7 protein-coding genes are annotated in these 7,327 nt (G+C 71.5%); all 7 read right to left on the bottom strand.

Annotation, left to right across the window (positions count from 1 at the left end):
- The coding region (locus ABD844_RS53030) for a hypothetical protein (RefSeq protein WP_425568502.1) at nt 1-149 on the bottom strand (149 nt) is incomplete at its 3' end.
- The gene (locus ABD844_RS03345; RefSeq protein WP_344872797.1) at nt 142-1,305 is read right to left on the bottom strand and encodes a Gfo/Idh/MocA family protein; all 1,164 of its coding nucleotides are present in this window, start codon (nt 1,303-1,305) and stop codon (nt 142-144) included. The genes ABD844_RS03345 and ABD844_RS53030, both read right to left, overlap by 8 nt.
- A gap of 77 nt (nt 1,306-1,382) precedes the next feature.
- Nucleotides 1,383-2,249 (bottom strand): carbohydrate ABC transporter permease, encoded by an 867-nt coding sequence (locus ABD844_RS03340; RefSeq protein ID WP_344872795.1) that lies wholly within the window; start codon nt 2,247-2,249, stop codon nt 1,383-1,385.
- Nucleotides 2,246-3,196 (bottom strand): carbohydrate ABC transporter permease, encoded by a 951-nt coding sequence (locus ABD844_RS03335; protein ID WP_344872793.1) that lies wholly within the window; start codon nt 3,194-3,196, stop codon nt 2,246-2,248. Before ABD844_RS03335 ends, ABD844_RS03340 begins: the two co-directional genes overlap by 4 nt.
- Before the next feature lie 5 nt (nt 3,197-3,201).
- Nucleotides 3,202-4,479, bottom strand: a complete 1,278-nt coding sequence (locus tag ABD844_RS03330; protein WP_344872791.1) for an extracellular solute-binding protein — start codon at nt 4,477-4,479, stop codon at nt 3,202-3,204.
- A 159-nt stretch (nt 4,480-4,638) separates the two neighbouring features.
- Nucleotides 4,639-6,180: a xylulokinase gene (locus tag ABD844_RS03325; protein ID WP_344872789.1), complete on the bottom strand. Its 1,542-nt coding sequence runs from the start codon at nt 6,178-6,180 to the stop codon at nt 4,639-4,641.
- On the bottom strand, nt 6,177-7,262 hold the full coding sequence (locus ABD844_RS03320) for a zinc-dependent alcohol dehydrogenase (RefSeq protein ID WP_344872787.1): 1,086 nt from the start codon (nt 7,260-7,262) through the stop codon (nt 6,177-6,179). The genes ABD844_RS03325 and ABD844_RS03320 overlap by 4 nt, the downstream gene beginning before the upstream one ends.
- Nucleotides 7,263-7,327: the final 65 nt, after the last annotated feature.

Genomic DNA, 7,327 nt, shown 5'->3' with positions numbered 1-7,327 from the left:
GCCCGCGCGCGCAGGGCGGGCGACGGGTCCGCCGCCGCCACCACCTCGACGCCCTCCTGCTCGCGCAGGGCGGCCAGCATGTCCCAGACGTGGTCGCTGCTCAGGCCGATCACCCCGAATCTGAGCACCGGCGCGGGCAGGTCAGCCATGGACCAGGGCCTCCTCCTTGACGCCCGGGTCGAAGCGGATGGGCTCGAACGTGGTGGTCAGCTCGATCGCCTCCCCGGTCTCGCCCGCCTGCTCGGCCTTCAGCATGATCTCCAGCGCGTGCCTGGCCTGGTCGAGCGGCAGCTCGTTCTGCCGGTCACCGCGTACCACGTCCACCAGGTGCTCCACGATCAGGGCCCGCTTCAGGTCGTCAACGTGCTGCTGCGCGAACCTCAGGTCGCCGAGGGCGACGTCCCACCAGCCGCGCACGGAACGTTCCTGGTCCACCCGGTACACCTCAAGCTGCTGCCCGGTCGTCTCGTTCAGGTTGCGCCACATGTTCATGACGCCCTCCCGGCCGAAGACCTCCATGCGCGGGGACTTGGCCGCCCACACGTTGTACGTCCCGTCCACCACGCCGAACAGCGAGTCACCGAAGTCCATCAGCACCAGGTTGTTGTCATTGGCGGTCACCGGGATCTCCAGCCCCCGGTACGGCCCCGCCGGCACGGTCCTGATCGCGTCGGTGATGCCGAAGAACCCGAACACCCGCTTGACCGGCCGGTTCAGGATGCCGATCATCTCGTGCATGCTGTAGACGCCGATGTCGAACATCGGCCCCGAGCCCTTCTCGTAGAACCAGCTCGGGTCGCTCGGCCACGCGATGCTGCCCGGCCCGGGGCCGGACGAGCGGTGCCGGACGAAGCACAGCCGCCCGATGGTGCCCGCCGCCAGCAGCCGCCGGGCCTCGCGGCGTGTGGGGTAGAGCATGTTCGGCGGCGCGCAGACGACGGACAGCCCTCTGGCCGTGGCCTCCCGCTCCAGGGCGTCCACCTCGTCGAGGGTGACGCCGACCGGCTTCTCGGTGGTGAGGTGCTTGCCCGCCTGGAGGATCTTCAGCGAGGTCTCGCCGTGCACGGGGATGGGGGTGAGGTTGACGACCGCGTCGAAGTCGCCGAAGTCGAGCATGTCCTCCAGGGACGTGAACGACTTCGGGATGCCGAAGCGCCGCGCCGCCTCGGCCGCCTTCTCCTCCACCGGGTCGGCGATCGCCGTGACCACGGCCTTGTCGGGGATGTGGTGCAGGTTGGGCAGCACACCGTTGGGCTGGATGGCGATGTTGCCGGCGCCGAGCACGGCGACCTTCATCGGTTCCATGGGGATTCCTTTCTGTGGGATACCGGTCTGTGGGACACCGGGGTCTGCGGACATCGGGGCCTGCCGGACACCGGAGGTCATCCCTTCACCGCGCCCACCGCCATCCCGGCCACCAGGTAGCGGCGGATGGCGACGAAGAAGATCATCACCGGGACGGCGAAGATCGTGCTGGCGGTCATGATCCCGCCCCAGTCGGTGCCGTACTGGTTGGTGAACTGCTGGAGCGCGCCCGGGAGGGTCTTCATCTCCTCCTGCTGCAGGAACGTCATCGCGATCAGCAGTTCGTTCCATGACGTGATGAAGGCGAAGATCGCGCTGACGCCGATCCCGGGCAGCGCCAGGGGGAAGATGATGTGGATCAGCACCCGGTTGCGGTCGGCGCCGTCCACCATCGCGGCCTCGTCGAGGGCCACCGGGATGCCGGCCAGGAAGCCGCGGACGAGCCAGACCGCGAGTGCCACGGACAGCGCCATGTGCGCGATGATCACGCCCGCGTACGTGTTCAGCAGCCCCACCGTACGGTAGAGCGTGAACAGCGGGATGATCACCACGATCGCCGGCAGCATCTGGATGGCCAGCAGCGCCACCGCGATGATCCGCCGCCCCGGCACGTCGAACCGCGACAGCGCGTACGCCGCCAGCGTCCCGAACAGGATCGCCAGCCCGGTCGCCCCGAGCGCGATGACCAGCGAGTTGACCAGTTGCCTGCCGATCTCCCCGGACAGCAGCAGCTCGAACCGCTCCAGCGTCGGGTTGAAGGTCCACAACTGCGGCGTGACCGTGAAGATCTCCCGGTCCGGCTTGACGGACGTGAGGAGCATCCAGAAGAACGGGAAGACGCTGACCACGCCGATGACCACGGCGCAGAGCCCCAGGGCCGTGCGCCCGGCCCGGCGCAGCACCCTGCGCCTGCGGACACCTGCCGGGAGGGCGGAGGCGCTCATCGCAGCTCCTCTCGTTGGGCGCGGACGTAGACGTAGGTGATCAGCGCCAGGACGACGAAGCTGAGCAGGGCGAGCGCGGAGCCCATCCCGCCGTCCAGGAAGGCGAACGCCTCCAGGTACGTCAGCAGCGAGATGATCTCGGTCGAGTGGTTCGGCCCGCCGGGCGGGACCGTCATCACGAAGATGTGGTCGAACGCCTGGAACGCCTGGATGGTGGCCAGGATGAGCAGCACCATCACCACCGGCCGCATGATCGGCAGCTTGATGCGGACGAGAGTCTGGAAGGCGTTGGCGCCGTCCAGACGCGCGGCCTCGACCAGATCGCCCGGCACCGACCTCAGCGCCGCCAGCAGGGCGATCGCCAGGAACGGCACCTTGGCCCAGATGATCGCGACGGACACCACGACCAGGGCGCTCGGCCCCGTGCTGAACCAGCTGAACCCCTCGAACTGGTCCATGCCCAGCGCGACCAGGACCCAGTTGACCAGCCCGTACTGGCTGTCGAACGCCCACTTCCACAAGATGGCCGCCGACACCCTGGGCATCGCCCAGGGCAGCACCACCAGGACGGTCAGGAGCCGCATCCCCGGCAGCCCCGAGTTGAGCACGAGCGCCGTCAGGAAGGCGATGAGCATCGCGCCGCCCACGGTCACGGCCGTGAGCACCAGCGTACGGACGAACGCGGCCTGCGTGGCGGGCGTGGTGAACATCTCGACGTAGTTGCCGAGGCCCACCCACTCGCCGGTCATCAAACCCTGGCCCTCGTGCAGGGAGAGCCAGACCGTCTGCACCAGCGGGTAGCCGATGACCGCGATGACGCTGATCGCGGTCGGGGCCATGAGCAGCCAGGGCAGCAGCTTCGTCCGCCGGTTGGCGGAGGAGGTACGTCGTGCGCGGGAGCCTGCGGCCGTGAACCGGGCGGCGATCCTCTGGGGGTGGTCGGCCACCTGCATCACCCGCCGAAGGCGGCGTTCATCTCGGTGTTCAGGTCCGACATGGTGGTGTTGACGTCGGACTTCCCGCCGATCAGCGCCTGCATGGCGTTGATGATCGAGCCCTTGCCCTCGATGCGGCCCCAGCCGGGGTCGGTGGGAATGTAGCGGGTGTGCTGGGCCTGCTCGACGAACGGCCGGAACAGGTCGTCGGCGAACGAGCCGGTCTCCGCCTCGGCCTTCATGCCGTCGAGCGCGGCGGGCAGCATGCCGATGCCGGAGGTGTACTGGGTGACGTTCTGGGGCTGCACCATGTAGTGCAGCAGCGCCGTGGCCTCCGCCTTGGCCTGGCACTGGTTGAAGACGACCAGGTTGCTGCCGCCGGCGAAGGTGTCGTTGTTCCCGCTGGGGCCCGACGGGATGAGCGCGACGCCGAGCTGCTCCTTCAGCTCGGGCTTCTCGGCGACGAGTTGCTTGATCTGCCAGGGGCCGAACAGCCCCATCGCGACCTTGCCGAGACCGAGGCTCTTGACCGCGTCGGGGCCGAGCCAGCCGGCCGACTCGGCGGGGGCGACCTTGTCGTCGCGCACCATGCTCGCGTAGAAGTCGAAGGCGGCCTTGGCCTGTGGCGTGTTCATGGTCGCCGTCCACTTGCCGTCCTGCTGGGTGGCGATCTCGCCGCCCCAGTTCCAGACCATCGGCAGGTAGTACCAGATCTCACCGCCGACGATGCCGAAGCCGGCGATGCCCTCCGCCTTGTTGTCCGCGGCCAGCTTGGCGGCCGCGGCCTTGGTCTCGTCCCAGGTCTTGGGGACGTCGAGGCCGCTCTTCTCCAGCAGGTCCTTGCGGTAGACGAGCGCCCTGTTGGCGACGTTGTAGGGATATCCGTAGATCTTGCCGTCGTTCGTGACGCTGTCCACCATCGAGCCGACGAACTTCTGCTTGGCCTGCTCGGGCGTGAGGTCCACCGGCGCCAGCGCCCCCATCTGGGCGAACTCGGGCGTCCAGGTGTTGCCGAGGGTGGCCACACAGGGCGGCGCCCCTCCGGCGATCGCGGTCACGAACTGCTGGTGGGTGTCGGCCCCGCCGATGAAGCGCAGGCTGACCTTCACCCCTGGATTGGCCTTCTCGAATCCCGAGATCAGCCCTTTCACCGTTTCCTGGAGCTTCGGTCCCGGATCGTTGAACCAGACGCTCAGCTCCTTCTGCTCGGCGGCACCCGTCCCCCCGCCGCCGCACGCGGTCATCGCTACCGCGGCAGCCACGATCACCGCCGTCAGGCTTTGTGTCTTCCCCATCTCGAATCCTTCTTTGTGCGTTGAATGGGCGTCGTCTCGAGTTGGATCGCCTGCCGGCATCGGTGTGCCCTCCTGTCTGACCAGCGACGGGTGCGCATTGCCCCTTGGGGTGCCTGGCTACCCGACTGTCAGACAGGTTCCCATCTTGTCCATATTGCGTTAACCGCGCAAGAGATCTGCCGAATCGTTAGCCGAGCGCCCTGACGAGAGCCCCGGGAGCCCTGAGACGAGCGCTGACGTGAATTCGGCGTAGCGATCGGCGTAGTGGCCGGTGGCTGCCGGGCGGGGCTCCACGGTCAGCGCGGGCGCGGGCGCGGATCGATCCGCCTCCTTCCCCAGGGCTCGCCAGGCCAGCACGCCCAGGCCCGTGCTCGCCGCGTCCGGCTCCCCGGCCACCGTGACCGGCCTGCCCAGCACGTCGGCCAGCACCTGGACCCAGCGCGGGTCGCGGGCGCCGCCGCCGCACACCGTGAGGTCGCCGGTGAGATGCGGCGCGAGGCACCGGCGCAGTCCCATGGCGACGCCCTCCACCACGGCTCTGGCGGCGTCTTCGCGGCTCACGTCCGGGCCCAGGCCACGCAGCTCTCCCCGGCCCAGGCCGCGTTCCCGTGGCCCGGCGGCGAGGGCGAAGCCGGGGACGAAGCGGGCGCCACCCGTACCGGGGCGCCCTCGCTCGGCCGCGTCGAGCAACGCCCGGACCGCCGCGGCCTCGCCCCACGTCGTGGGCTCTCCGCGCACCCCGGACACGCTGTGTGCGGTGGTTTCGCCGGGTGGTGGTCCGAAGAGCAGGCGTCCGGCCCAGCCGAGCAGCGCGCCGCCGCCGACGGCGACGGTCGCGCAGCGCGGCGGCGCCACCTCGCGCAGCGCCGCTTCGTCGGGGAAGCCGCCGTACGCGGCCGAGGTGCCCAGGTAGAGGCAGCCGCGCCCGGGGAGCACCGCGCCGATCCCCAGGCAGGTGGCCGCCCAGTCGCCGGTGCCGACGGCGACGGGGATCCCGGCGGGCAGGCCGGTCAGCCGGGCGGCCCGCGCGCTCACCGTACCCGCGACCTCGGCGGGCCCCAGCATGGGCGGCGGCTCACCTCCCAGGCTCCGCAGCAGCGCGACCGCGCTCGACTCCGGCTCCCCGGTTCCCGCGACCAGCAGGCCGCACCCGGCACCGTCGTACCGGTCGGTCGCGACCACACCGCCGTCGCGATGGGCGGCCCTCCGAGATGCTCGCCGCGCGGCGGCCGGGACGGCGTCGGTCAGCTTGGCTCGCAGGTAGTCCTTGACGGTGACGGCCGTTGCCAGGTCCAGGTTCCGTCCGGCCGCCCACGCGGCGAACCTGGCCAGGGCGGCGCGCCCACCGGCCGAGCCGACGCCGGCGAAGGCGGCCTCGTCCACCCCGGGTCGCCGGTCGCCGGGCAGCGGGACGGCCACGTCGTCGTACGGCCCGGCCCGCCCGAACGGGACCAGGGTGTGCATGAAGCCGCAGATCGCGACCGACCGTACGGCGGCCGGCGGAACCTCGCCGCCCAGCTCGCCGATCAACCCGGCGACCGCCGCCCACCAGTCGCCCGGCCGGGCCTCCACCCGCCCGTCGCCGTCCCTGAACACGGCCGTCGGCCGGGAGACGCGGGCGACGATGCGGCCGGTGGCGTCCACGGCGGCCACCTTGGTCGAGGTCGTGCCCTGGTCGATGGCGAGCACCAGCGGGGTCACGGCCCGGCTCCGGGCTTGATGAGGATCTTCACGGCCCCGGCGGCCCGGTCGAGGTGCGTGGCGAACGCGTCGCCGATGTCGTCCAGCGCGAACCTGTGGGTGATCAGCCCGGCGGCCCTGACCTCGCCCCGCGCGAGCAGGTCGAGCGCCCGCCGGAAGTCCGGCACGCCGTCCACGCACCGGCCGTAGCTGTTGGACCAGCGCACCGAGACCTCGCGCTGGTAGGCGACGTGCGGGTCGAAGCGGGGTCCGGTGGCGTACACGCCCACGACCACCACCTCGCCGCCCGGGGCCACGAGGTCGAGCGCCTCGGCGAGCGAGGTGTCGGGGTTGCCCGCGGCGTCGTACACGGTGGCGAACCCGCCGGAGGGCAGGGCGCCGGAGAGGGTGTCGATCGTTTCGTCGGCGGCGCCCTGCTCGGTCGCCAGGCGGAGCGAGCCGGGGCGGTGGCCGAGCATCGTGACCGGGTGGCCGAGCGCGCGGGCCACCTGCCCGAGGGTCAGCCCGATGGCGCCGCTGCCGATGACCAGCACCGGTGCTCCGGGCGGCGGCGGGCTGAGGTGCAGGGCGTGCACGGCGCAGGCGTAGCAGTCCAGGATCGCGGCCTCCTCCAGGCCGACGCCGTCCGGCAGGGGGTGGACGTGGGCGGCCGGGGCGAGGTCGTACTCGGCGAAGCCGCGGCTGTGGGTGTGCACGCTGCCGATCAGGCCACGGTCCCCGCACAGGTACGTGCGCCCGGCCCGGCACCGCTCGCACGTCCCGCAACTCGCCAGGTGGATCGGCTCCACGGCGACCCGGTGGCCGACCGCGAGCCCGGTGACCCCCGGTCCGAGGGCGGCGACGGTCCCGCTCAGCTCGTGCCCGTCGCCGTCCGGACGATCCGGGCCGGCCTGCCACGGCCCGAGGCCGCGGTAGGAAAGGACGTCGCTGCCGCAGACCCCGGCCGAGTCCACCCGGACCAGCACGTCACCGGGTCCGGGCGACGGCACGGGCAGCCGCTCGACCCGGATGTCCCGGCCACCGCGAAAGACCGCCGCCCGCATCACGCTTCCGGCCTCCGCACCGGAAGCCGCCCGCGTCACGGCCCGGCCTCCGCTCCGGAAGCTGCCCGCATCACGGCCACGGCCTCCGCTCCGGGAGCCCCTCG

It is taken from the genome of Nonomuraea antimicrobica (assembly GCF_039536965.1).
Lineage (GTDB): Bacteria > Actinomycetota > Actinomycetes > Streptosporangiales > Streptosporangiaceae > Nonomuraea > Nonomuraea antimicrobica.
The sequence above is the reverse complement of the archived record's forward strand: the minus strand, read 5'-3'. Positions and strand labels throughout refer to the sequence as shown.